At 53.2% G+C, this 21396-nt stretch carries 24 protein-coding genes and 1 pseudogene; 6 read left to right on the top strand and 19 right to left on the bottom strand.

Features of this window, described 5'->3' with window-relative positions; genetic code table 11:
- The first annotated feature begins 72 nt into the window (after positions 1-72).
- The 4 genes from ACWHYD_RS06875 (at position 73) to ACWHYD_RS06860 (ending at position 1740) form a co-directional block, all read left to right on the top strand.
- Positions 73-345, top strand: coding sequence for a hypothetical protein (locus ACWHYD_RS06875; protein ID WP_447965171.1), 273 nt, complete (start codon positions 73-75; stop codon positions 343-345).
- A gap of 102 nt (positions 346-447) precedes the next feature.
- Positions 448-777, top strand: coding sequence for a DMT family transporter (locus ACWHYD_RS06870; protein ID WP_447965170.1), 330 nt, complete (start codon positions 448-450; stop codon positions 775-777).
- A 260-nt stretch (positions 778-1037) separates the two neighbouring features.
- On the top strand, positions 1038-1406 hold the full coding sequence (locus ACWHYD_RS06865) for a hypothetical protein (protein ID WP_447965169.1): 369 nt from the start codon (positions 1038-1040) through the stop codon (positions 1404-1406).
- A gap of 67 nt (positions 1407-1473) precedes the next feature.
- Entirely contained in the window at positions 1474-1740 is a 267-nt protein-coding gene (locus tag ACWHYD_RS06860) for a hypothetical protein (protein WP_447965168.1), read from the top strand.
- Positions 1741-1754: 14 nt separating this feature from the next.
- Here ACWHYD_RS06860 and ACWHYD_RS06855 read toward each other — a convergent pair whose 3' ends face one another.
- A complete protein-coding gene (locus tag ACWHYD_RS06855) occupies positions 1755-2015 on the bottom strand; it encodes a hypothetical protein (protein ID WP_447965167.1) in 261 nt (86 codons plus the stop codon).
- A 131-nt stretch (positions 2016-2146) separates the two neighbouring features.
- On the opposite strand from ACWHYD_RS06855, the gene ACWHYD_RS06850 reads away from it, so the two are divergent.
- A complete protein-coding gene (locus tag ACWHYD_RS06850; RefSeq protein ID WP_447965166.1) occupies positions 2147-2380 on the top strand; it encodes a hypothetical protein in 234 nt (77 codons plus the stop codon).
- Between the two features lie 127 nt (positions 2381-2507).
- Here the strand turns inward: ACWHYD_RS06850 and glgA are convergent, their stop codons facing one another.
- Complete coding sequence (gene glgA, locus ACWHYD_RS06845) at positions 2508-3716, bottom strand: glycogen synthase (protein ID WP_447965165.1); 1209 nt, start codon at positions 3714-3716, stop codon at positions 2508-2510.
- A 360-nt stretch (positions 3717-4076) separates the two neighbouring features.
- Between glgA and ACWHYD_RS06840 the strand changes: the two genes are divergently transcribed.
- Complete coding sequence (locus tag ACWHYD_RS06840; RefSeq protein ID WP_447965164.1) at positions 4077-5738, top strand: fumarate hydratase; 1662 nt, start codon at positions 4077-4079, stop codon at positions 5736-5738.
- Positions 5739-5901: 163 nt separating this feature from the next.
- Here ACWHYD_RS06840 and ACWHYD_RS06835 read toward each other — a convergent pair whose 3' ends face one another.
- From ACWHYD_RS06835 to ACWHYD_RS06755, 17 genes and pseudogenes are all read right to left on the bottom strand, one after another.
- Positions 5902-7209, bottom strand: a complete 1308-nt coding sequence (locus tag ACWHYD_RS06835; RefSeq protein ID WP_447965821.1) for an IS4 family transposase — start codon at positions 7207-7209, stop codon at positions 5902-5904.
- A 40-nt stretch (positions 7210-7249) separates the two neighbouring features.
- Complete coding sequence (locus tag ACWHYD_RS06830) at positions 7250-7585, bottom strand: DUF6788 family protein (protein ID WP_447963655.1); 336 nt, start codon at positions 7583-7585, stop codon at positions 7250-7252.
- A gap of 46 nt (positions 7586-7631) precedes the next feature.
- The gene (locus ACWHYD_RS06825; protein ID WP_447965163.1) at positions 7632-8111 is read right to left on the bottom strand and encodes a putative molybdenum carrier protein; all 480 of its coding nucleotides are present in this window, start codon (positions 8109-8111) and stop codon (positions 7632-7634) included.
- A 120-nt stretch (positions 8112-8231) separates the two neighbouring features.
- Complete coding sequence (locus ACWHYD_RS06820) at positions 8232-8414, bottom strand: hypothetical protein (protein WP_447965162.1); 183 nt, start codon at positions 8412-8414, stop codon at positions 8232-8234.
- Between the two features lie 138 nt (positions 8415-8552).
- On the bottom strand, positions 8553-9365 hold the full coding sequence (locus ACWHYD_RS06815; protein ID WP_447965161.1) for a class I SAM-dependent methyltransferase: 813 nt from the start codon (positions 9363-9365) through the stop codon (positions 8553-8555).
- Positions 9366-9409: 44 nt separating this feature from the next.
- Positions 9410-10300, bottom strand: coding sequence for a GNAT family N-acetyltransferase (locus ACWHYD_RS06810; protein ID WP_447965834.1), 891 nt, complete (start codon positions 10298-10300; stop codon positions 9410-9412).
- Entirely contained in the window at positions 10297-10515 is a 219-nt protein-coding gene (locus tag ACWHYD_RS06805; protein ID WP_447965160.1) for a 2-hydroxymuconate tautomerase, read from the bottom strand. Before ACWHYD_RS06805 ends, ACWHYD_RS06810 begins: the two co-directional genes overlap by 4 nt.
- Before the next feature lie 113 nt (positions 10516-10628).
- The gene (locus ACWHYD_RS06800) at positions 10629-11174 is read right to left on the bottom strand and encodes a dihydrofolate reductase family protein (protein WP_447965833.1); all 546 of its coding nucleotides are present in this window, start codon (positions 11172-11174) and stop codon (positions 10629-10631) included.
- Positions 11175-11399: 225 nt separating this feature from the next.
- Positions 11400-11657: a TfoX/Sxy family protein gene (locus ACWHYD_RS06795; protein WP_447965159.1), complete on the bottom strand. Its 258-nt coding sequence runs from the start codon at positions 11655-11657 to the stop codon at positions 11400-11402.
- Positions 11658-11737: 80 nt separating this feature from the next.
- Positions 11738-12058, bottom strand: coding sequence for a quaternary ammonium compound efflux SMR transporter SugE (gene sugE, locus ACWHYD_RS06790; protein WP_447965158.1), 321 nt, complete (start codon positions 12056-12058; stop codon positions 11738-11740).
- A gap of 1196 nt (positions 12059-13254) precedes the next feature.
- A pseudogene (locus tag ACWHYD_RS06785) lies at positions 13255-13764 on the bottom strand (FAD-binding oxidoreductase); the annotation flags it as partial.
- Between the two features lie 341 nt (positions 13765-14105).
- Positions 14106-15491, bottom strand: coding sequence for an FAD-binding oxidoreductase (locus tag ACWHYD_RS06780; protein ID WP_447965157.1), 1386 nt, complete (start codon positions 15489-15491; stop codon positions 14106-14108).
- A 651-nt stretch (positions 15492-16142) separates the two neighbouring features.
- Positions 16143-16514, bottom strand: a complete 372-nt coding sequence (locus ACWHYD_RS06775; RefSeq protein WP_447965156.1) for a group I truncated hemoglobin — start codon at positions 16512-16514, stop codon at positions 16143-16145.
- 362 nt (positions 16515-16876) lie between these two features.
- Positions 16877-17833 (bottom strand): maleate cis-trans isomerase family protein, encoded by a 957-nt coding sequence (locus tag ACWHYD_RS06770; RefSeq protein ID WP_447965155.1) that lies wholly within the window; start codon positions 17831-17833, stop codon positions 16877-16879.
- Positions 17834-18156: 323 nt separating this feature from the next.
- A complete protein-coding gene (locus ACWHYD_RS06765; protein ID WP_447965154.1) occupies positions 18157-18690 on the bottom strand; it encodes a gamma-glutamylcyclotransferase family protein in 534 nt (177 codons plus the stop codon).
- A 33-nt stretch (positions 18691-18723) separates the two neighbouring features.
- Positions 18724-19278, bottom strand: a complete 555-nt coding sequence (locus tag ACWHYD_RS06760; protein WP_447965153.1) for a pyridoxamine 5'-phosphate oxidase family protein — start codon at positions 19276-19278, stop codon at positions 18724-18726.
- Between the two features lie 490 nt (positions 19279-19768).
- The gene (locus tag ACWHYD_RS06755; RefSeq protein WP_447965152.1) at positions 19769-21361 is read right to left on the bottom strand and encodes a GmrSD restriction endonuclease domain-containing protein; all 1593 of its coding nucleotides are present in this window, start codon (positions 21359-21361) and stop codon (positions 19769-19771) included.
- Positions 21362-21396: the final 35 nt, after the last annotated feature.

Here is a 21396-nt window from a genome sequence, read left to right as displayed (position 1 = left end):
TCATCCCGTCAATTTTCCGGTAGGCTATCTCCCATAGAGACCCGGCCAACACTTTCCCCTGGAGAACCAGACATGTTTAAAACGGACATCAGCATGGATTTTTTCATTCAGTACGGATTACAAGTCGCGGCCAACCCACGCATATTACAAGATCCGGAACCGGTTATTGGCATTGCCCTTTTGGGAGATTCGTCAATTAACATATCCGTCAAACCATGGGTAACCATCCCGGATTATGTGCCGGCCCAAGCTGGGCTGTATCAGACCATTGTGGAAGAGTTCCGAACTGCAGGTATTCAAATCCCCTTCCCACAGCGGGAGGTCCTGATGCTCAAAGCAGAATAGGCCGCTAGGCAACTAATCCCTTGAAATATGCACCTTCAAAAAATCTGATGGCGTAAAAGACCGGCACCTCGCGAGAGGGGGAGTCCAGAAAGGATTGTCTCGATGACCTACGTGTATTTATTCCTGGCAATTGTGGCGGAAGTGATTGCAACCAGTTCACTCAAAGCAGCCGAGGGATTTACCAAATTAGGCCCAAGCCTGTTAGTCGTCATTGGATATGTCGCGGCATTTTTTCTCTTAAGTCTTGTGTTGCGAACCATGACGGTCGGCATCGCCTATGCCATCTGGTCAGGAGTCGGCATCATTCTTCTGGCGATCGTAGGTGCAATCGCCTTTCGAGAAATTCCTGATACGCCAGCAATCATTGGAATGGGATTGATCATCGCCGGAGTAATCGTCATTCATGTGTTTTCACAAACAGTCAGGTTGTAATGGTGAATGGCGCTATCATAAAACCCAGTGTTTCTTTCGAGAAAACCACAGCATGCCGACCGCAAGGATGAGCATCAGGTGCATCACGAGCGGATACCCCCACAGCCATTTCCTTTTCAGCATTACTTATTTCCGGATGGGATATCCGGCATACAAAAAGTGATCGCTTCAAGTATCTCCGATGCACACATTCACATATCGTCTGGAGATCAGGCCTTATTCGTGAGACAAGGCCTGTTTACCCAATTGGGAGGATATCCATGCAAGCAGTCCTGGAGGATGTCGTGCTTGGCCAGAGCCTCCTGACACGAACGACTCCCCGACCTTTGACGTTGACGGTCATCACCGATTCCCGGAAATTTGTCAACAGAGAAATATGGCGAAGCTTTATTCGCGTCCTCACGATTATCCTGCATGTGGAATGTAAGCTACCCAATTTTTCTCATGCTTTTTTCCGTGACGTCCGCTTAACCACGCATGCTTGTCTCATTCTGCGGAATATCCATCATCATGTGGTCGATACGATGAAACTCCAACGAGCAAAAACCAACGCTCAAGAAATGTACACAATGAACAAATTCTCCCCTGGACGGCATGCTTCGATGGCAGAAGCCACGTCGGGATCCTAAGAAAATTCTCCCAAAAACCTCAAGAATTCAGGTGGCCTTCACCGATATATTTTCCATAAGAGATTGCATGATGAGCCATCACCACGAACCCATTCCTCATACGGAAGATTTACCAAACTTCCTTCGTGAATTCGATGACAGCGATTTGCAGCGCTACACCTGCTTCTCAAGCGAATTCCGGGATCAACGGATGGAAGCCGGCTCAATGGCGGAGGCTGGATTTTGGAATACCATCGTGAACCTATGCATTGATGAGCGGATGCGGCGGGACCAGGATATTAGACGATTAGAATACATGTATCGAACCGGCGTAGATCCTGAACATCACTCCTGACCAGTTCAAGCACGTCACTTTCCCTCTTCCGGATTCTCTGTCTTCCAGGCCTCTATTCGCTGCCGGGCTTTTTCAGCAAATTCACTCTCAGGATGTTGATGAATAATCTGTTCGTACAATTCCTGAGCATGGGATCGATTATGTTGTTGCTCCTCAAACTGAGCCGTTTCAAATAATTGGCGAGGATCTTCGCCGCAACCCCAAATCACGAAACAGAAGACACCAAGCCCGATCCACCGATAACAGACTTGAACGCTGGATAACTTGTTTATCATCGAGAATTTCTCCTCCATAGATGATGGCTCACACTAAGGAACCCGCAATAAACCGCCGATACACATCCTCATGCTCGCTGTGACCAACATTCATCATTTACATCTCCAACTTCAGGAAGGCCAGTTGACTTATGCATGCTGAAGACGAACTGCTTGAATCGCTCAGAAGTTTTAACGATTGCGAAATTCGAGTGTATACCCGTTTTGCGACGGAATGGAGAGACCAACGGTTAACCGACGGGTCAGAGGCTGAAGTCTCGTTTTGGAATTCCATGATCTCTATGCTGGTGGAAGAACGTCACCGCCGCAAAGAAGAAGTCCAGCGCCTTGAGGCCATGTTTCAAACCGGCCGCGATCCCGGGTAAGAGGCCGGGACGCGCACCCCCTCCAACCTTCACCAGGAATGCCCGGAGTCCAGGGGTTCCTTAGCTTTCAACACGATAAGCCCCTCTTCATATTCCCTTCCACATTGGTACCTCACAGCCCCATGCCCTAGCTGCCCTCAAGAACGGTTTCGTAGAGCGCCTTTGTGCGTTTAGCAATTTTGTCCCAGCCAAAGAGTTCTTCCGCCCGTCGTCTTCCCGCTTGCCCCATGGGCACCCGTAATTCAGGATCTCGCATCAGTTGATTCAACCGGTCGGCCAAATCCTGTGCAAACCGGTCAGGATCTTTCGGGCTAAAGGGAGCTTCTTCAAATTGATCAACCGGCACTAAAAATCCGGTCTTATCCTCCACAACGACTTCAGGAATGCCCCCCACGGCAGAAGCCACTACCGGCACTTCGCAGGCCATCGCCTCTAAATTGATGATCCCGAATGGTTCATAAATAGAAGGACAACAAAAAACCCCGGCATGAGAATACAACTCGATGAGACTCGGTTTATCGAGAATATCCGGAATCCAATAAATATGCTTTCGATGGGCCGAAATCTGATCGAGGGCCTCCTTCATTTCCGCCGCCATGGCCGGTGTATCAGGAGAGCTGGCGCATAGCACCACCGGAAACTCCTCATCTAAATAGGAAAGAGCTTGAATCAAATAGGTGATCCCCTTCTGCCGTGTCATCCTTCCCACAAATAAGACATAGGGTTGTCCGGTGGGGATCCCATATCGGATTAACACCTCCTCACTTTGGACCTTCCGAAATTCTTGCAGATCGATCCCGTTATGAATAATATGTATCCGCTCTTCGGGAACTTGAAACAATCTGAGAATGTCCTTCTTTGTTCCCTCGGAGACGGCAATAATGGCATCAGCCATCTCCAGGGCCGTTTTCTCAACCCACAGAGAAAAATCATACCCGCCGGCTAATTGCTCCCGTTTCCATGGCCGGAGAGGCTCCAATGAATGCGTGGTGATAACGAGCGGAATGCCGTAATTGAGCTTGGCCATAATCCCGCCAAAATGGGTATACCAGGTATGGCAATGCACCAGGTCAGCGCCCATCCCATCGGCATTCATTTGCCAACAGCGCTGCACCGCGCCAATGACCGAATGCAGAGGCTTGGGAGCCGCAAACGGAGTCTCTCCCAGAGGGATGCCATGCACAGTCAGATTGCCCTGTTCCAGGTTCTGGTCGCCAAAACAGCGGACTTCGACGGACAGAAGATGTGATAATTCACGACTCAAATACTCCACGTGAGCCCCGGCGCCACCATAGGTGTAAGGGGGAAATTCATTGGTGAACATCAAGGCTTTCATGGGCAATCACACTCCATTATGATCATGAAGACTTCCAGCAGCCTGCTACATTAAAAGAAAATCCATAGGAAGTCACCTTCCTCTCCGAAAAAAGGCCGGGAGAATAATCGAGAGACCAGGTCCAAACAACGCACGACAGGCGGACTAACGACTTCCACACTGACATGTCCCATTCAAAATGGCGTGGGGGCATTCTAATCTACGGCCGAAAAAAACTCGAGACTCCCTTGAAGTTTCAATAAAAAAAGACGCACAATTGACGATCCGGCGAGAACCATATTGCCAAGCCCACGGACCTGCAATTACCGTGGGGCACACAAAGGATATTTAAAGTTATAGACGAAGAAGGGACTGACAGACATGGGAGAATTTCAGTACCAGGAGATATTTGAACATCAAGCAGATACGACCAGCTATCGAAAGCTCACGTCGGACTATGTGTCCACCACGAACTGTGAAGGTCAGGAACTCGTCAAGGTCCAACCCGAGGCCCTCACCCTCCTGGCTCGCGAGGCCATGGATGACATCGCCCATTTGTTGCGACCAAGCCATCTGGCACAATTGGCCAAAATATTGGAAGACCCCGAGGCCTCGGAAAATGACCGGTTTGTCGCGATAGAACTCCTCAAAAATGCCAACATCGCCTCTGCCCGCGTGCTACCCGGCTGCCAGGACACCGGAACGGCCATCGCCACGGGCTATAAAGGGCAACAGGTCTTCACCACCGGCGATGATGCCGAAGCCCTCTCCCGCGGGATTTTCGAAGCCTACGATACGCGCAACCTCCGATATTCCCAAATGGCCCCACTCGACATGTACACGGAAAAAAATACCGGCACGAATCTTCCAGCACAAATCGACCTCTACGCCAAGCCGGGATCGGAGTATCATTTTTTATTCATTGCCAAAGGGGGAGGTTCCGCGAACAAAACCTTTCTCTATCAAGAAACCAAAGCCCTCTTAAATCCCAAATCCCTGCTCGCGTTCGTGGCAGAAAAAATTCGAACGCTCGGCACCTCGGCCTGTCCGCCGTATCATCTGGCCTTTGTCGTGGGCGGCCTTTCCGCGGAATTCACATTAAAGACCGTGAAACTGGCCAGCTGCCATTACCTGGATGATCTGCCCACCTCAGGCAACAACCAGGGCCGTGCCTTTCGAGATCTGGATCTGGAAAGACAAATTCTTCAACTCTGCGCCGAGACCGGCATCGGTGCGCAATTCGGGGGAAAGTACTTCGCTCACGACGTGCGAGTGATCCGCTTGCCCCGACACGGAGCCTCCTGCCCCGTCGGCTTGGGCGTCTCCTGTTCAGCCGATCGACAAATCCTTGGAAAAATCACCAAGGAAGGCATCTTCCTGGAACAGCTCGAAACCAATCCTGCGAAATATTTACCCGAGGTGACAGACGAAGATTTGAATGGCCATGTCATAAAAATCAACTTAAACCGGCCGATGGCAGACATTCTGACAGACCTTCGCAAGCATCCCGTGGCGACACGTCTCTCCCTCACCGGCCCCATCGTTGTGGCGCGGGATATTGCGCATGCCCGAATTAAAGAACAGCTGGATGCCGGGAAAGGTTTACCACAATACCTGAAAGATCATGTGGTCTATTACGCCGGACCTGCTAAAAAGCCCCAAGGCCATGCATCGGGATCGTTCGGCCCCACCACCGCCGGACGGATGGATTCCTACGTCGACCAGTTTCAAGAAGCAGGCGGCAGCATGGTGATGCTGGCAAAAGGCAATCGCTCCAAACAAGTGCGGGAGGCCTGTGGAAAGCATGGCGGGTTTTACCTGGGATCCATCGGAGGCCCGGCCGCGCGGTTGGCCGAACATAGTATCAAAAAAGTGGAAGTCCTGGAATTCGAAGATCTCGGTATGGAAGCCGTGTGGAAAATCGAAGTGGAAGATTTCCCGGCCTTCATCGTCATCAATCACGAAGGCAAGGATTTTTACGCCGACCTCACCGGCCAACGATCCTCCGGTCTCATCCAGGTTGGTAATTCAGCTGAAGGGTAAAATGATGCACGCAGGTGAGATTTTATCTCCAGAGCTATAACTCCAGTATTATAATTCGGGCCCAATGTTCATCCTGCTTTTCAGCGCAGAAAAGACACATTTCAACACAACTGTAGTGAAATTATAAATTTCACGATCTTCGCTGGCTCTAGGCCCATAGGTGTTAAGCTAAGCCTTGCCCTTGCCCTCTGTAGAGTTTCGGATCGAAGCCCACTTCGAGCATGTCCAGCGTGCTCATCCGTGAGCGCTGTCGATGTTTTCGACAGTGCCTGAGCAGCGACTCAAGCTCTTGGGACAGATAGCCCATGGCGTGGGCCTCCGACCACATGACGAATTGCGCGAGGAGAAACGCGCGTTCCTGGAGCCGCTTGTAGAGCTTCGCCAGGCTGATCTCTTGGCGTGAGGTATTCCACCGGGCGGTGTTGGCGACCGCATGCAGCCGCTGCACCCACACCGCGGCAATCAATTTGCCGTAAAGCTCGCATCGCAAGCGATGAACATTGCCGGTGGCCGACTGATGCACACGCAGAATGGATTTAAATTGTTTGAACAGCAACTCGATCTGCCACCGGAGCGTATACAAGGCCCGGACCATGTCCAAGGGCACCCAGGGCTCCGGCACATTGGTGATCAAGAGCGTCCAGTCGCACATGGCCACATGCCGTGGACTGCCGGTCCGGCCTTGTCGGCGGGCGTGGGCCTTGAACCGCCGGCGTCGGGCCTGGGCCACCTGGGCGGTCACGCGCAGGCAGACCAGCCGACAGGCGCGCGTTTGATTCTTGCCCTGCCCCAGGCACACCAGGCGTTCCTCCGTCGTCCCCGGGGCGGCCCGTAAGACCTGGCCGAGGTCAAGCGGCTCGCCCGTCTGGCCATCGTGCACCGTGGTGTCGAGGAACAAGCGCGTCAGAAAGAAGGCGCCTTTCCTCATCATGGCGTTGACGGTCGCCAGCTTGAAGTAGCCCTGATCGAAGAGCACCAGGTCGGTCGTGTTGACCAGAGCGGGCAGGTGGTCGGTGTAGCGATTATCCGGCACGGTACCGGCGGTGTCCGCCAGAAAGGTCAGTTCGCCCTGCTTATAGTCATACGCCGTTTGAAGCTTGCAATTGGCGGTGGAGGCGTTGCCCCCCGAGCCGGGGAAGATCGCGCCCAGTTGCTCGCTGACATCCCAACTCGAGCTATCCACGAGCAGGACGCGAGCAAACGGCTGGAGCAGGTTCGTGCGGATCGGCACCGGCTGCAGTTTGTGTCGAAGCACGGTGTGCAGACAGTGGCGGAGAAAGACGGCCGCTGAGGCCGTAAAGCGTTGATGTAAGGCTTCGCGACTGATGCGCGAGGAGAGCGCCGCGACCATCCCCTCCAAGGACGGATGCATCATCCCCAGTTGGCCCAGCGTCAGCAGGACGAGAAAGTCATAGGGCGTGAGCCGCCCGTGGCGTTGCTGAAATCCCGTGTGTTTGGCCAGTCGAGTGATCTCGTTTTTTTTAACCCCGCAAACAACTTCGGCAGCCCCCTCATGCTGACGCCCCCCTGAAGCCCTGGCTGCGAGCCAGGCCGAGACACGCCTGGACCCAGGCCGTGGTTAACACCTTAAAGCGCTGATAGCGCTTGAGTCGCCGCCGTACCTCGCCCAGGTCCTCCTTCTGGACGAAGAGCGTGGAGCTCTTGCCCGCCACAGTAAAACTGAGCTGATAGTAGGGCCCATGCTTCTTGGGATTGGAGGGAGCTTTGCACCGGCAGCCCGGTGTCCCGCACACATTCCACTGCTCACTCAGGCTCCCCGGCAAAACCGGGCCCAAGGTGGCCAGCTGCCGTTGAATCCGTTGCAGGGTCTGCTCTTCTCGCGTCATCGGTGCCTCCTCTTAGTTTCTCATTAAACCCGATAGCTCTATAATGCTATCGGTAATATAGCACAAAAAAAGCGCAAGGCAAGCGGAGGAACAAGGAACATCTTTGGCTTAGCTTAACAGCTATGGCTCTAGGCCCGGCCACATTCAGGATGACCGGATGAAGATCCTGCAACCACTGACATACCCGAGGCACGATCTGTTCCACCGATTCTCGAAGGAGATCGACATGAAGAACAGGCTTGCCGAGACGCATGGCGGCTTCAACCGTGAATGCCGACCCTCCGGCCGGTGCCCCACGGGTGATGAGCAACGTAGCATCTGAGTCCCGCACATTATACTCCGTCCGGATGCTCGGATCGTCGAATTCTGTCTCGACAAGGTTCGGGTAACGTGCGGGAATGACGCCGTCTTCTGCCATCCGCCCATTCGGAACCCACCCGCCACAATCAATTCCTAAATGAAGCGCGACATCAAGGGCTGCACGGTCAGCACCCGTTTGACCGCCGGAGACAATTCGACTAACCATAACAATGGAATTTTTCAGCCGGTTAGAGTCCGCGACCGGGCAGGGTCAACAAAACCTGTCGATTCGCAGGGAGTATTCTATAGAACGAACTCAATAATAGACTCATGTAGCCATACATCCCTATTCGGGACATACCCCGCTCCAGGCCATGCAAGCCAGCGCCACGGCCGCCAGCATTACCGGAATAGCCGGAATCGGAAGTCCGATTTGTTCACCTGAGACGATGGAAAACAAGACGATCCCGCCATACTCCAACACAAATGCGCTGATTTCGTTCACCTTGGCTCCTGCCGGATGTGGCACAACATTTCATGGAGAAACTCCACACAGGCGGTCATAGCATTCGATTGTTCAATTCCAGACTCTACCGACTCCAACGCCATCGTTACGGTTCGGCTCACAAATTACACCGAACCCGCATGGTTCCCGTATTCGACCCGATCAAAGCGCAATGGTTACACGCAAAAATGTTGCAGGAATCAATGTGGAACCAGCGTGCAGGCTTGTGTTTTGGTTGTTGAACAAATCTTCCAATTCCTTCTGCAGGTCCGCAGCCCGGCCGTTCTTTTCGGCGGCTTCGAAGGCATTCATGGTTGGTCCGTAGTATTTTTTGAATTCATCCACAAATACTGAAGGGGCGCCTGGATACTTGAAGGTAAACGTGTCCCGTGTGAAAGATATTTTCTCGGCCGGAATTCCCGCACCCGCAAATCGCTCGACCACGTGGCTTTCGACCCCCCACGTCATCGGGCTGACGAATCCCTCAGGAGGCGGCGGCATGTAGCTTGAACTGATTTTCAAAATCTGCGCAACCAGCGTCGGATCATTCGGAATCCAGTTCCCCATCACGATCCGGCCACCGGGTCGGGTCACCCGCACTTGCTCCTTGGCCACCGCAAAAGGATTGGACGCAAACATCGCCCCGAAGATACTCACGACGAGGTCAAACGCCTGGTCCGGCAATTGGTGCAAATCGGACGCATCGCCTTCCTGAAAGGAACAATTAACAAAGCCATGCTCCCTGGCCCGCCTATTCCCGGCCTGGACCAAATTGCTCGCGATATCGACACCCAATACCTCGGCTCCGAGTTTTGCCGCAGGCAATGCGGTTGTGCCATCGCCGCACCCGAGATCCAAAACCTTGAGCCCGTTTGTGATTCCAAGTCGCTGAACAAGCGTTTCCCCACTTTCCCGCATGGTGTTGGCAATCCGCGTAAAGTCACCTTTTTCCCAAAGCGCTTTATTTGAATTCATGGAAGTAGTCCTTATATAAGGATTGATTAGCCGCCCTTCCTCTCTTAATACAGCACGGAAGGCAGAAAGGCCCCGTCGGGTTCGTGATACAACCCCATACTCATCAGCGTCATGGGCTGAACGACCCGCAGCCCTTTTTCCAGACACCAGCGAAGCAGATCACTATTGCGCGTGGGGAGCAAAAATCCCGGACCGGGAAAACCGGTAGCCGCACCGATGATCGCCTTCAGGTCTTCATTGTTCTCGGCAACCGCATGGCCGAAAAAACCAACCAGAGTGGCATAGCCCGAAATGCGGCCATCGCGTTCGACCACGGTGGCGGTCTGTTGTTTAATGGCGTCCAGCAGTTCGGATTCCCGTTCGTGCCCATGGACCTGAAGACACAACCGATTGCAACCCGCCAAATCCTTTTCAACCGCCTGACGAACAGCGTGGCCGGATATCGAGAGACCAAGGGCCGGACCCTGAATCGTCGAAAGCGGTTCACGGGCTTGGAAACCTAATTTGGTATAGAGAGACAGTGAACGATTGTGATAGGCCGCTTGCACTAACCGGACGCTCGCGAAACGGATCTCCTGCGCCCGCTCCAACACATGTTCCATCAGGCGTCTACCCACGGCCCCATTTTGGACCGCCGGGTCCACGGTGATCGGACCGACCCCGGCAATAACGGCATTCTCCCAGAGGAAATTACTCCCGACGATCCGCCCTTCCACTTCAGCTACGACTGAATGAAGGTCAGGACGCGAGAACAGGTGAGAAAATAACTGAACGGCAATATCCGGGGCAGGAAAATCAGGAGGAAAATTATGTTGTTCGGCTATGGACTTAAACGCTTCGTAACAGATCGTGCCACACGGTTCAGCATCGGAAGGGTCACCATGGCGCAGTCTGAGGTTCATAGGTCCCACTGCCCCCAAATGGTCAATCGTCATTCGCTTGAGGACGATCGGTCCTGTTGCTTTTTCCATTCATCAGTCAGAAGTCCGGAAAATCCCCAGTCTTCCTCGTTAATCTCTTGAATCACGACATGGATGTGATCCGGGTTTTTTCCTAACACGCGAACCAGGGAATCAGTGACGTCTTTCACCAATTCCGCCTTCTGCTCTCTGGAGGCACCCGTCGTCATTTGAATATTCACGTATGGCATAGAACGTCCTTAGTATACTTGAGTCAGAGGATTGGATGTCACGTGACACGCCTTGCCACAATACAAAAAAAATTCACCGCCCATGGGTTGCAATCAGCCCAGGAAAAAGTCGCCTACACGGTGATATTCCGTCGCACCTCATAGTGGCTTTGCACCAAACCGTTTTCAAACGTTCGTGTGGCAAGATGCTGCAAGTGGATCTCGTGGGAAAGCGACCCGAACAAGGGAATGCCTGTGCCGAGAAGAATGGGAACCTTCGTAATGATCAGTCGGTGAATCAAGTCTTCGCGAAGGAATCCTTGAATGGTCTTGCCCCCGTCAATATAGAGATGCCTCCATCCACGTCCCGCCAGGCGTTGCACCACCTCATGCGGTGGTGCATTCATGGACTCGACTGTTCTTGCGATGTCCTTGCGAATAGCCACCGGACGACTGCTGAGAACCACCACGGGCTTTTCCCCATAGAGCCATGCCCCGAAGGATAATGCCATCTCATATGAGGCCCGTCCCATAACAATGGCATCAACAGAATCAATGAATTCATGATACCCGTAATCCTCCGTCCCGGCATCTCCCACCCCGGGAAGCCAGTCGATACCGCCATTCTCGCGGGCGATAAAACCATCAACGCTGGTGGCAATATAGACCGTCCCGATCATCTCCCCCTCAATGTGTCTCCTGGAATATCGTTTGATGTCCGCGTCATCCTGAATTTTTCCTCCTGCGCGGGCTATCAGCGAATGCACTTTTAGGAAAAAATTTCCTGGAACTAACGATTAAACCGTGACCGGCTTTTTTTTTGCTTTACCTTCTTCACCGACTTTTTTGCACGAACGGCCGCCTCATACGACCGAAGCGCCCAGCCCTTCGCCTCCGCCGTATCCTCAAAGATCTCCTCGGGGGCCATATAGTAGGACTATGGTGAATGTCTTGCCGTGTTTTTTATACTGGAAGGGCTCTAATTCCCGTTCCTCAAAAAATGGGGCCAATGCCTCGTCAGCTTTCAAATACAACACATCATCCGCCACCAGCCCGAACATCAATCCATCATGGAAGAGCCCATACCCGCCAAACATGCGGCGTGGATGAATGGGTCCGAATTCCTCGAACACCTCTTTGAGAAATTCCACGTATTCGCTCATAAATTTATTGTCCGGGGTGCTTTTTTACGACAAAGGTTGGAATTCAGCGGCCCCAGAAACCCGTCTACTGGAAGAAAGAGTTAGGCATGGGTTGCGAGCTTGAGGCCAACGATGCCTGCAAGGATCAATGCCAGACTAACCAGTCGCGCGGGATTCGCCTGCTCCTCAAACAAGAAGATTCCCAATATGGCAGTACCGACAGCACCGACACCGACCCAAACCGCATAAGCCGTCCCGACGGGAAGTGTTTTCATTGCAATACCAAGCAAGCCAAGGCTGATTACCATGGCCAGCACAGTCCCGACAGTCGGCCACAGACGCGTAAAGCCCTCCGTGTATTTGAGCCCAATTGCCCATGCGACTTCGAATAATCCGGCAATAATAAGAATCGCCCAGTTCATAACAAGTCCCTCTCAATAATGTGGGGGTTGTCCCGATATGCTATCGCACAGTGAAATCATCCTCACTTCTCAGTGGGGCCTCACGTTGGAGTTCAACTGCCACCGAAGGCGGTCCCCTGGCACGACAGATGAGACATGGCTGTATCTATAGCAAAATATGATCACTCAAGCATTATTTGCATCCGACAGGGATGGATGGGTCTGGATTGTTCGAATTCCTCTTTGAAAATTTTAACGCCCTCACTCATAGAATTGGGACTGAACTGTGCCTCCACTGAGTGGCAGGGAAGGATAGTACGACAGATCCCTGATAGTCACCCTGTCCCGAAGTGGGTATGAAAAAGTCTATCAGGGTCGTAGGTATGGCGCAGCGACTGGAGGCGTTGCCAGTTCGCAGGCGCGAACGACCGTTCGGCGCGTACCAGTTCCTCGATGATGTCGGACTCGCCCACGTAATGACCCACCGCAAACCGGTTCAATGCCGCAATTGTCTCACAATGCCATGCCCTGTTCGCATCATCATCCTCCGGCCGTTCCCATATCGCATAGCAGAGAAGTAACGTCCTGGCTGTCATCGAGAATGCGGCGGCGGGGAGCATTGCAGCACTACTCTCCGAACCGGTGGCAAATATGCATGCCCCCAGTGACTTTGATGACGGCGCGTGCAAAAAGGACTCGCGCATCGTCGCCAACGGCCGTACAGGTGAAGAGTTCGACCAAAACGTTTCCGCCAGGGCGCGATGGTAGTCCGGCCATAACATCCCGCCCTTATCGAGCAAGGCGTCCAGCGAAGTCGGTTGGATCATTTCCTTTCCCAGACATGCGGATAAAACGGGACAGGCCTCCAGGAGGTTGAGCCTGGCAGCGGCTTCACGTTGGGAATCGAGAAAGGCCGTCGCAGTCAGGAGACAGACAAAGCCGTTGCCGGACCGGCACTGTTCGATATAGGCCGGTGGCGCCGGCGCGCAGAACATCGCCAATTCCACCTCTGGCGGCAACTGCCTGGCCATTCCCTCTGCCCATGCGCCAACCTCTTCCATGTGTGACAACGGGTAGAAGTAAGTGCTGGTCGTCATGGCACGTGGCACCGGATACAGCTTGAGAACGAATTGGGTCAACACCCCGAAAAAGCCAGGCCCCGCCCCGCGAATTGCCCAGAGTAAGTCGGCATGTTGCTCCTGATTAACCACGACTAAGGTGCCATCGGCCGTCACAACATGGGCCGCCTCGACGCTAAAGCAGGCCGGTCCCCATGTATTAGAGTTCCAGCCCAAACCGCCATTCAGTAAAAACCCGCTCATGGGGACCGAAGGGCAATGTCCCACGGGAAAGGCCAACTCATGCGCGGACAACTGCCGGTTTAACTCCCGCCCCGTCACCGCCGGTTGAACCACTGCCGTGCGACTCATAGGGTCAATCGAAACCTGGTTCAGACGCCCGAGATCTATCAACAGGCTCCCGTCGCACAACGAAAACCCGACCCAACTATGCCCACCACCACGCACGGAAACTTTCAAATTCTGAGCGCGAGCAAACCTGACAGCCTCGATGACATCCTGCTCATTGGCCACCTGCACGACCACCTTCGGGTAACGCCCCGGCGTCAGCTGATTCCAAATGAGCGAGCACCTGAGATCTTCGTACCCGGCGTCGGTCGCAACCGTCACCTTGCCCGCAATCCGACTCTTCAGAGCCTTCACGTCCATCCTAATATTCTACCCTCTGCGAAGCTCCACAGGCAGCAGGAGGAATGATGTGCTTCATCGTAAGAATGGGGAACTGATGGGTCCTTTTTGTTGTTTTGGTGACCTCTGGTTTTATCAATCATCCGCAACCAGACCCAACCTCACACCCTTGCGAAAGTGACCATCGTCACCGAACAGCCGGCGTGTCCAAATCGGCCCAATGGCGCACAGACCTCTTGGAGATATTCAATGTATTCGGACCTAGGATTGCTCCTGACCTGTTGTCTAGGCATAACGACCCGCATCAGCAGGGATCCGACGCGCCCTCTGCTGCATGCGAGTATGAGGCCCCTCACCTCCTCTCAGACCGGCCTGACGTTCTGGTTCATCCGGAAGAGGTTCGTCGGGTCGTACTTCTTCTTAAGCTCCACCAACCGGTTGTACGTCGCACCGTAGGCGAACGCAATGCGGTCGGTCTCGTCTTGGGTGAGGAAGTTGATGTACGCACCACCGCTGGCAAACGGCTGTGACGCGGCAAAGAATTCGCGCGCCCAGGCGATGCAGGACTCGTCATCGGCAGCTCCCTCCCAACGGGCATGCACGTTCATCACGTAGTTGGCGTCCCGGCTTGAGTAGGCCATCGCCTCGGGCGCGACGCGGGCCGTCTGGCCGCCGATCGCAGCGACGAAGATCTCGCATTGCGGCGACGGAAGGGTGCCGACATATTGAATAACGGCGTCGATCGCGCCGTCACTCAGTTTCGAAAAGTTATGGGACTTCCAGTAGTTGCGCGCACCCCGCGTCAGGAGCGGATCGAAGGCCTGTTGCCAGGCCATGTAGGGCTGCACGCCGATGTGCTCACCGTAGGCCGTGCCGAACCCGCGCAGCGGCTCGATCAGCGTCCTGCCCAGAGTGGGGTCACCCGCATAGCACAATGCCAGGGCGACGATCTCTTTCCCGTGGACCTCCGCCGGCAGAAAGGGCAGCGGGGGCGCCTTCCGAGTGACCATCCAGACGGCAAGCTCGTCCGGCATCGTCTCGGTGAAACCGGCGAACTGCGTCAGCACCGACTTCGCCTGGTCGAAGGGGAAGACAATGAGCCCGCTTAAGACGTCCGGCCCGACGGGATGGAGTTGAAACTCAAAGCTGGTGACAATACCCAAGTTCCCACCACCACCACGCAGCCCCCAGAAGAGGTCTTCGTGTTCCGTTGCGCTGGCATGCACTTGACGCCCCTCCGCCGTGACGACATGCGCGGAAAGCAGGTTGTCGATGGTCATACCGTACTTCCGGCTCAGCCAGCCGAACCCGCCTCCGAGCGTCAGGCCGGCCACGCCCGTGGTCGAGTTGATGCCCAGCGGGGTGGCGAGGCCGTGGGCCTGCGCGGCCGCGTCGAAATCGGCAAGGGTGCAGCCGGGCTCGACGGTCGCCCGGCGAGCCTTCGGATCCACTTGAACATTCTTCATCAGCGAGAGGTCAATCATGAGGCCGTCGTCGCAGACGGCGTTCCCCGCGATGTTGTGCCCGCCGCCTCGGATCGAGACAAGCAGGTTGTGCTTGCGCGCGAACCCGACCGCCTGGACGACATCTTCAGTTGACACACAGCGGGCAATCAACGCGGGACGGCGGTCGATCATGGCGTTCCAGATCTGCCGCACCTCGTCATAGCCGGCGTCGCCAGGAAGAAGTGCCTCCCCCCCGAAGTGTGTCTTGAATTTGTCGATCATGGCGTGTTCTAACGGTTTCATACCTGCCTCCTTTGCATAGGTCTCACGTTTTTGCCTAGTTTTTTATGGAAACACCTTCAGAAAAGACCGTGAGGCCTGTTGGGCCAATTCCTGCCGGCCTCGACGCCCGCCCAAACAGTCGAACGGCAGGCCCGAGAGCCATTCTTCCGGCACCCGACAGGGCCACAAACCTATCGAATCGCCACACGAAGTCCGGTATTGGTGATCAGACCATAGCGGGAGAATACGGAAAGAATTCGAAAGCAGGTGGATGTGCCGGAAGGCAGAAAAGAATCGGAAAATTTCGAAGGAGTCGCCATCATCTGTTCCCACGGAGGCGGTATTCTATACCAAAAATAACCGCCTACGCATCTTCCCCCCAAACAGATCGCTGAACAGCTTGTCACCGCCATTGAGTGAAGCAGGAGGAGACGGGCTACCTCGCGGGGCTCGGACAAGCCCGCCAAGGGAAAGAGCGTCCGATCATGGGACGGGCGGAAGGCGTCGGACCCAGAGAACAACCTCGTACCTCAACACTTCCTTATACGCGCTGAGTTGGTGTCGGCGTGATGTTCTGCTGGGGTTCGCCCCGGCAGCTGAGCTAATGCTTGGCGCGTCCCAAAGTGCGCCACCTTATAGTGGTGGACTGGATAGATTTTGTCATCCCTCGACTTAGACTTCGACGATATCCGGTTTCAAGCTGGAGACAAACGACGCCACTTCGTCACATTCCTGCCGCGGAACGTGCAACGCCTTCATCGTCGCCCCGGCATGTTCAAGGAAAATCGCCCAATCACGTTCGCTGATTTTCATGCCTTTATGGGAGAGCTTCATATCGCGGCCGGTGTAGTACATCGGACCTCCGGCATTAGCACACAAATAATCAATAAGGAGTTGGCGCTCCCTGGCTATCCCGTCATTACCTCGATTCTGCCAGAATCGCCCCAATTGAGGGTCGGATTGCAACCGGGGAAGCAAATTATTTGTAAACCCGACAATGCCCTCGTACCCGCCAAGACGTTCATACAGTGACTGTTGACTCATACTGTTCTCCTCATCGTTGCAAGGTGAAAAAGTAGGCTAGACTCAGGACATCTCTATCCCGTTGCCAGGCAGATTGATCCTGACCTCTCCATTAGTGTGGATTTTCTGTGGACAACACATTGGGCACCATGCGCCCCATCGTCAGGCCATCGTTGTATCAGGTGATGCTTGGATTCCAGATCCGAAGCATGAGAGTTCTGGTTGGCCGAAGATCGTCACTGTTCGGCTAACTTCATTTCCCTAGAACAAAATTTCACCATTGGTTTTCACAGCCCAATCTCCTTTCTCATGAGTCCGGAGACTGGCGCGAAAGATCAGACCCCTCGTCAGCGATAGGGTTGGTCGTACGGCTCCCGTCCGGCCTAGAATTCTTGCAACAATCTTCCCCCACCCGGTAACGGTCCTTCGAATCCGTTTTCCCGTAACGCGTACCAGAAAGTCACCGCGTTAATCCCCAGGATGGGAATCCCTAGCACCGGTTCCAATTTCTCCGTCACGTTGATCAAGCTCATATTCGTGCCACACTGGACGACCGCGTCCAATGCATGCTCTTCAGTCGCCAACAATTCCAGAATGGCGTTTTCCTTTACCGAGTCAGGAACATGCGCGATATGCAGCGCGTTCGCGCAGGAGAAGCCCACGCTCGATACCACCTCGTATCCCAGTTCTTCGAACATCTGTGTTGCGAACTCGTTGCCTTTCTTATCGAACGGCGTCAGGAGGCCGATCCGCTTCGCGCCATATTTCCCCAGCGCCGCATGAACCGCATCATGCCAGGTGGCCCAGGACAGCCCGGAATACTCTTCAATCTCCTCCATCGGGGCCCGAATGGCTTCAATGCCTCCAATAATATGCTCCAGGCTCATGCCCATGATCAGGTATTGTGGCTCTGCCAACAAGGCCACATCCACCGCGGCTCTCAGTCCGCCCAGAAACTGCTTCTTATACGCCCTCAGATCTTCTTCGGTTTCCAATCTCGGCTTCGAGGTCATGACGGTGGCCGTGTGAAGGCCCACCCCTCGCAACCCGTCCGGTCCCTGGTTCATACAGATGATGCTCCACAGTTCGTGCTCCATGCTGGTATTCGTGGCGGGAATGATCAGCCCGAACTTTCTTCTGAAACTCCGCACATCGGGATATCCGATGGACGAGTCGATCTCGTCAAAGTTTTCGGCTTTTGTGCCATTGTGAATGACGCCGGGCGGCGCCAGTGCGGGCATGGGCGGGGCATTGACATCGGGGATGGTGATCGATTTTCCGGACAGTTTGCCAATGATTGTTTGGTCGCCGCGAGGATGTGGTTTCTGCTGGTCAGTCATAGAGCCATCTTTCATCTATATATAAGATTTCGCAATGGACAACGTCTCGTCGGCTTTAGAATACCGCGTATGGTCTGTTGCCAGCAAAAAGCTGGTTTTGTTTTCTTTTTTTTGAACTATCTGGAAGATGCCGGGTGTCGGCCCGGCAGCCGAGGTCCTTTTGTTTCGGCAAAAGGACCCAAAACCATTGACGCCCCGCCCTGCTTCATGAAATTGACCGGACGCGAAGGAGGGGGAGACGGGCTAACTCGCGGGGCTCAAACAAGCCCGTCAGGAAAAAGAGCGTCCGATCGGTACGGGCGGCAGGCGTCAAATTTCCTGAGTTATGATTGGGAGTATTGACGAATTCGCTCGATCAATCTTTGATGTTGCATCCGTCTTTCTTCGTCCGGATCTTCAACTGACTCGATCGATTCGATGGAACGAACGTAGGCAGTGGGAAACCGTAAATGTTTGGCACCCAACACAACGAGGGTTTTATACCAATGATAGGGCTTCAGGTTATGCTCAATGTAGGATGGTTGAGCCAGGTAGGTAAAACAGGCGTACTCTTTCCCATGAAGTGCTACTGGGAGTTGGCTATCGTGATAACCTTTCCCCTTGCCTTCGAATCGGTCCAGCATGGGTTTATGGGCTGAATCTATGTGATAGATGCCCCCATACACTTCATCGGATTCTTCACCCGTGGGGGCCAGGTTGCACTTACTCGATCCATCCTGACCCCTTTTCTCAAAAGCCAGTCGATACGGTCTCAACTCAACCACACCAATGAATTCGGCAGAAGGCACGCGTTCCCGCAACCGCATAGGATGGAGGTTCGAACCATAGGCCAAATAATAGAGCAACCCCTCACTCATCCTTCATCCTTGCTTGCGGAGTCCATCATCATTCTAATCACCCTCAGAACCAAAAATCCCTGTCGGCTTTCCGTCGATACTGAGCTGGTTCTTCTTTTGCCAATAGGCCGAGACCCCTTTTTCGCCCTGCTTCTCAGCCCACGTCGAAAGGATATGGCGGTCTTCAACGTAGTTCATGAAAGGCACGGCATGACCGCAGGAGGTTTGCACCCGATCAATAGACACCAGGAAGTACTGCCGCGTCGCTGTGGTAGAAGGCAATTGAGTCGAAAACTCCGCCCAACGAGCATCCCTCGGATGAAAGACTTGTGCTGTGCCATAGACCCGAAGAATCAATGGCGGCCCTTCAAAGGCACACCACATCATCGTCATTCGATTGGATTCCAAAAGATGGGCTGCCGTTTCGTTCCCGCTCCCGGTCAAATTCATCCAGAGAATTTCGTGAGGGTTGAGCACACGAAGCGAATCCTGGCCCTTCGGGGAGAGATTGATTCTTCCATCCGGCGCAGCCGTGGCCACAAAAAAGATCTTTTGTTCACCAATAAATTGGATTAACTCATTACTTAGCTCTGGAAATTGAACAGCCACGATACCGCTCCATTCACTCTAGTTTCTCACGACATAGCCCATTTTTCAGATCATACCTAAAGAGGGCAAAAAGGCTAAACGATCTCTGTAGCGTAGCCTAACGATAATTGCACCGACTGTAAAATTTTGAAAGGAATTGAATAGTTACCGGGTCTCGGCCCGGCAGCCGAACTACTTTGGTTTCGGCCAAAGTAGTCAAAACCATTGACGCCCCGTTCGGCCTTATCAGATTGATCGGACGCGAAGAAGGGGGGAGACGGGCTAACTCGCCAGGCTCAAACAAGCCCGCCAAGAATAAGAGCGTCCGATCATAGGGCCGAACGGCAGGCGTCGGTCAGGGAAAGGGAGGAAAAGAAAGTAGGAAGTTTCTGGGGTCATTTTTAGAAGCGAGTCTTGCAATCATGCAATCCCCTTTTGCCCTCACTCAGCTATTTCAATAGGTGACAATCCACTGTCATATTGCAAGACCTGACCCGAAGCACGGCCCTCACTAAGAGATGAGACCAGCGACATGGTCGGATATGATCTTTCCTCGCGCCGCAAGAAAGTCAGAGTAATTCGCATTTTTGTAATTGAAAGATGAGGGCTTGGGAAGAAGATTGGAAATGAACACTGCGTCAGCGTCCTTGCCAAGCTCCGCAACTATTACAGGGACATACTTTGAAGGCGGACTATCGGATATAGTCTTATTGGAGGTGGACGTGAGCATCACGATGTTTCCCAAGGCGTTGGACTCTAGTGGTTCTCCAATAGCTTTCAGATAGGCTCTTGGATAAACATGGTGGTACTCTTTCTTGTTGTATCCTGAAAGGGCACTTTGAACGTCAATTGACATACCATTGGCGAGATTTCTTGGAGCAGCGGATGCCAAAGCTAAGATGTATGACCTTGACCTAGATACATTGCTCTTGAACTGAATATTTCCCCAATCCTTTGAATTCGGCACCAGGCCAAATTGCTCACCATTGCCATCACCAGAGAGCACATAGGCCTTCACCACCTCTAGGTCACGCGAAACAAAGTTCTCTCCACCAATTTTATAGCGTTCTCCGAACGAGGCACGCCAGAACCACTGCCTTAGACGATTGGCCTGCAGGGCCGATAATTCCTTGGCATCTCTGAAAATGTATGTCGCCACAAGCAATACGGCTTCGTACGACAAGAAATCCCAACTATGAATTAGGAATTGAGTACTAAGTGCATCAACTGCAGACCTAAGTGCGGATTCGGTGAGCTCGGCGAGACTTTCAATCTGTACTGTCGAAAGATTTCGAAGTTCACGAAGCGATTTGTCTTGAATAGATCCAGAATGTACGGCTGATAATGCCTTAAGGATGGTCGAGCGCTCCGTGCTTCCGTACCCCTTCGAATCAAGTGCAGATAATACACTGGCAACCTTCTCGTTCAAGTCGAAGTCTTCAGCCCACGTGGCTGCAACCATGAGGTCGTATGTAGACAATCTAGTACCTGAGCTATTTATTCTTTCGAAGATTGGGCAAACTTCCTCTATTGTTAGATCTTTGAGTGTAACTACTGGTAGTTTGTACTGAGTGAATGCGGAAATAATATCGTCGAGTCGCTCTTGCAGAATGGCGGCATTTGGTAAATTGAGGAGCGATGTTCGGTAATTCAATAAGCTGGTTGTATTGAACATCTTCCGAAGAGGGAATATTTCTGGTCTGGATATTGGACCTTTGATCTCAATGAAGATTTCGTTTACAAGATCATAAGCTGCAGTATAACCGCCTTCGCTTTCACTTGCTCCAAGACAGGAGTACATTACTGTTAACCTTTGTTGACCATCCAATACGTAATTCGTCGGCGTGATTTCGTCAGTGGTGGGTAAACGAAAACTACCTATATCCCTAGCTGCATTAAGCTTTTCAACCGTTTTCCAGAGCAGAACGCTGCCAATCGGATATCTATTTGCCACAGAATCGAGCAGGTCTAACGCTTGATCATCTTTCCAGACGAATTTTCGTTGAAACTGCGGTATCTTGATTTCCCCTTTTTTGATGTCTGCGATTAGTTGGCTGAAGTAAGCTGTTTCGGTTGCCAGTTTTGTAGAGATGTCGGATTTCATGAATTAGCCTTTTTTCTTCGGTTGTCACGTGCCCA

This window comes from Nitrospira sp. Ecomares 2.1 (assembly GCF_965152585.1).
Note: the sequence above shows the minus strand (reverse complement) of the source record. Positions and strands in the feature narration are given on the sequence as shown.

What these genes read in the sequence shown, in the direction of transcription:
- ACWHYD_RS06875 (WP_447965171.1), top strand. Translation starts at nt 73, where the DNA reads ATGTTTAAAACGGACATCAGCATGGATTTTTTCATTCAGTACGGATTA.
- ACWHYD_RS06870 (WP_447965170.1), top strand. Translation starts at nt 448, where the DNA reads ATGACCTACGTGTATTTATTCCTGGCAATTGTGGCGGAAGTGATTGCA.
- ACWHYD_RS06865 (WP_447965169.1), top strand. Translation starts at nt 1,038, where the DNA reads ATGCAAGCAGTCCTGGAGGATGTCGTGCTTGGCCAGAGCCTCCTGACA.
- ACWHYD_RS06860 (WP_447965168.1), top strand. Translation starts at nt 1,474, where the DNA reads ATGATGAGCCATCACCACGAACCCATTCCTCATACGGAAGATTTACCA.
- ACWHYD_RS06855 (WP_447965167.1), bottom strand. Translation starts at nt 2,015, where the DNA reads ATGATAAACAAGTTATCCAGCGTTCAAGTCTGTTATCGGTGGATCGGG.
- ACWHYD_RS06850 (WP_447965166.1), top strand. Translation starts at nt 2,147, where the DNA reads ATGCATGCTGAAGACGAACTGCTTGAATCGCTCAGAAGTTTTAACGAT.
- glgA (WP_447965165.1), bottom strand. Translation starts at nt 3,716, where the DNA reads ATGAAAGCCTTGATGTTCACCAATGAATTTCCCCCTTACACCTATGGT.
- ACWHYD_RS06840 (WP_447965164.1), top strand. Translation starts at nt 4,077, where the DNA reads ATGGGAGAATTTCAGTACCAGGAGATATTTGAACATCAAGCAGATACG.
- ACWHYD_RS06830 (WP_447963655.1), bottom strand. Translation starts at nt 7,585, where the DNA reads ATGACGCGAGAAGAGCAGACCCTGCAACGGATTCAACGGCAGCTGGCC.
- ACWHYD_RS06825 (WP_447965163.1), bottom strand. Translation starts at nt 8,111, where the DNA reads ATGGTTAGTCGAATTGTCTCCGGCGGTCAAACGGGTGCTGACCGTGCA.
- ACWHYD_RS06815 (WP_447965161.1), bottom strand. Translation starts at nt 9,365, where the DNA reads ATGAATTCAAATAAAGCGCTTTGGGAAAAAGGTGACTTTACGCGGATT.
- ACWHYD_RS06810 (WP_447965834.1), bottom strand. Translation starts at nt 10,300, where the DNA reads ATGACGATTGACCATTTGGGGGCAGTGGGACCTATGAACCTCAGACTG.
- ACWHYD_RS06805 (WP_447965160.1), bottom strand. Translation starts at nt 10,515, where the DNA reads ATGCCATACGTGAATATTCAAATGACGACGGGTGCCTCCAGAGAGCAG.
- ACWHYD_RS06800 (WP_447965833.1), bottom strand. Translation starts at nt 11,174, where the DNA reads ATGATCGGGACGGTCTATATTGCCACCAGCGTTGATGGTTTTATCGCC.
- ACWHYD_RS06795 (WP_447965159.1), bottom strand. Translation starts at nt 11,657, where the DNA reads ATGAGCGAATACGTGGAATTTCTCAAAGAGGTGTTCGAGGAATTCGGA.
- sugE (WP_447965158.1), bottom strand. Translation starts at nt 12,058, where the DNA reads ATGAACTGGGCGATTCTTATTATTGCCGGATTATTCGAAGTCGCATGG.
- ACWHYD_RS06780 (WP_447965157.1), bottom strand. Translation starts at nt 15,491, where the DNA reads ATGAAACCGTTAGAACACGCCATGATCGACAAATTCAAGACACACTTC.
- ACWHYD_RS06775 (WP_447965156.1), bottom strand. Translation starts at nt 16,514, where the DNA reads ATGAGTCAACAGTCACTGTATGAACGTCTTGGCGGGTACGAGGGCATT.
- ACWHYD_RS06770 (WP_447965155.1), bottom strand. Translation starts at nt 17,833, where the DNA reads ATGACTGACCAGCAGAAACCACATCCTCGCGGCGACCAAACAATCATT.
- ACWHYD_RS06765 (WP_447965154.1), bottom strand. Translation starts at nt 18,690, where the DNA reads ATGAGTGAGGGGTTGCTCTATTATTTGGCCTATGGTTCGAACCTCCAT.
- ACWHYD_RS06755 (WP_447965152.1), bottom strand. Translation starts at nt 21,361, where the DNA reads ATGAAATCCGACATCTCTACAAAACTGGCAACCGAAACAGCTTACTTC.